Source organism: Streptomyces sp. UH6 (assembly GCF_013421635.1).
Lineage (GTDB): Bacteria > Actinomycetota > Actinomycetes > Streptomycetales > Streptomycetaceae > Streptomyces > Streptomyces abyssomicinicus.
Genome location: NZ_JACADT010001137.1, coordinates 1 through 1,691 on the forward strand (window position 1 = coordinate 1; position 1,691 = coordinate 1,691).

General features: G+C 75.5%; 2 protein-coding genes. One reads left to right on the plus strand and one right to left on the minus strand.

The annotated features are described in order from the left end of the window. On the plus strand, nt 1-610 hold a 610-nt coding region (locus HW445_RS29995), incomplete at its 5' end, for a class II fructose-bisphosphate aldolase (protein ID WP_180223958.1). 4 nt (nt 611-614) lie between these two features. Here HW445_RS29995 and HW445_RS30000 read toward each other — a convergent pair. Next, on the minus strand, nt 615-1,691 hold a 1,077-nt coding region (locus HW445_RS30000; protein WP_180223959.1), incomplete at its 5' end, for a class I SAM-dependent methyltransferase.

Genomic DNA, 1,691 nt, shown 5'->3' on the forward strand with positions numbered 1-1,691 from the left:
CGGCTTCGGCTCGGTGATGTACGACGCCTCCCGGCTGCCCCACGCCGAGAACCTCGCCGCCACCCGCGAGGCGGCGCGCTGGGCGCACGGCCAGGGCCTGTGGATCGAGGCGGAGCTGGGTCAGGTCGGCGGGAAGGAGGGCACGCCCGCACTGGACGCGCACGCGCCCGGGGCCCGCACCGACCCCGACGAGGCCCGCGCGTTCGTCACCGGGTGCGGGGTGGACGCCCTGGCGGTGGCGATCGGCAGCACCCACGCCATGACCACGCGCACCGCCACACTGGACCACGCCCTGCTGACCCGGCTCGCCGAGGCGGTCGACGTCCCGCTGGTGCTGCACGGCTCCTCCGGGGTCCCCGACGCGGAACTGGCCGCGGCGGTCACCGGGGGCATCGGCAAGGTCAACGTGGGCACCGCCCTCAACGTGGCCCTGACCGGGGCCGTGCGCGCCCACCTGGCCCGCCACCCCGAGCAGGTCGATCCGCGCCGCTACCTGGGCCCCGCGAAGGAGGCCGTGGCGGACACGGTGGTGCGCTACCTGAAGGTGATCCGGGCAGGCGGCGCCGGACCGGAATCCGGGACGGCGCCCGCCGCGGCCGTCGGCGGCTGAGACGTCAGCCCCGCCGGACCGCCCGGAGCACCACGAACTTCGGATCGGAGGCGACCAGTTCGGCGTTGCCGAAGACCCGTCGCAACGTCACGTGGTAGCCGAGGTGCCGGTTGCCGACGATCCACAGCTCGCCACCGGGCCGCAGCACCCGCTGCGCGCCCCGGAACATCCGCCGGGCGATCGCGTCGGTGGTCGCCTGATGGGAGTGGAACGGAGGGTTGCTGAGTACCAGGTCGACGCTGCCCGACGGGACGCCGTCCAGGCCGTCGCCCACCCTGAACTCCGTCCTCGCGCCGAGCCCGTTGGCCCGGCAGGTCTCCTCGGCGGAGGCGACCGCCTGGTACGACTCGTCGGTGAAGAGCACCTCGGCGTCCGGGTCGGCCAGCGCCACCGCCGCACCGACCACGCCGTTGCCGCAGCCGAGATCCACCACCCGGCCGAGGCCCGGGCCGGTCGGCAGGTGCTGGAGGAAGAAGCGGGTGCCGATGTCGAGGCGGTCGGCGCAGAAGACGCCGGCGTGGTTGACCACCGGGCGTCCCGCCACCAGCGCCGCGTCCGCGGGCAGGTCGTACCGCAGCGGCCACGGGTTGGCGCCGCGCTCAGCCGCCTGCCCGCCCTCCGCCGCCGGCCCGCCGGGCGTGACGAACACCAGCCGTGCCTTGCGCTCCGCCAGCGAGGTCCGGGTGGGGCCCACGACCCGCTCGAACAGGGCGAGCGTCGAGGTGTGGATCTCCTTCACCATGCCGGTGCCGAGGACCACGCTGCCCTCGTGCAGGGCCGGGGCCAGCCGGTGCAGCTGGTCCTCCAGCAGCGCCAGGCTCTTGGGGACCCGGACCAGCAGGACGTCGATCCGCTTCGGCGGCGCGTCACGGGTGGTCAGCAGCGAGACCGCGTCCTCGGCCAGGCCGTTGGCGGCCAGGTTGGCCCGGGTGGCCTCCCGGGTCAGGAACGACTCGGTGATCTGGGTGACGGTCCCCGCCGCGGCACCCGCCGCCGCACCCGAATCCGCACCGGCACCGGCATCCGCACCGGCACCGGCATCCGCACCGGCATCGGCTCCGTCTCCGGCGGCCCGTGCGGC